General features: G+C 50.9%; 1 protein-coding gene. It reads left to right on the top strand.

The features are described from left to right. On the top strand, window positions 1-222 hold a 222-nt coding region (locus QP970_RS11665), incomplete at both ends, for a transposase (RefSeq protein ID WP_284869976.1).

The following is a 222-nucleotide window of genomic DNA, read 5'->3' as shown; positions in this document are numbered from 1 at the left end:
ACCAACGCCCCGAAATCCGTCTGGAAGAAAGTCTGGTCGAATAACCCTACTGAACGGCTCAATCGTGAAATCCGCAGACGTACGGATGTTGTAGGCATCTTCCCCAATCGTGACGCTGTCGTGCGCCTTGTTGGTGCTGTCCTAACAGAACAACACGATGACTGGATCCAGCAAAACCGCTACATGTCACTAACCAGCCTGGAACAGACCAAAGCATTGATT

It is taken from the genome of Corynebacterium sp. MSK073, from assembly GCF_030232085.1.
Lineage (GTDB): Bacteria > Actinomycetota > Actinomycetes > Mycobacteriales > Mycobacteriaceae > Corynebacterium.
This window is presented reverse-complemented; position numbering and strand designations above follow the sequence as displayed.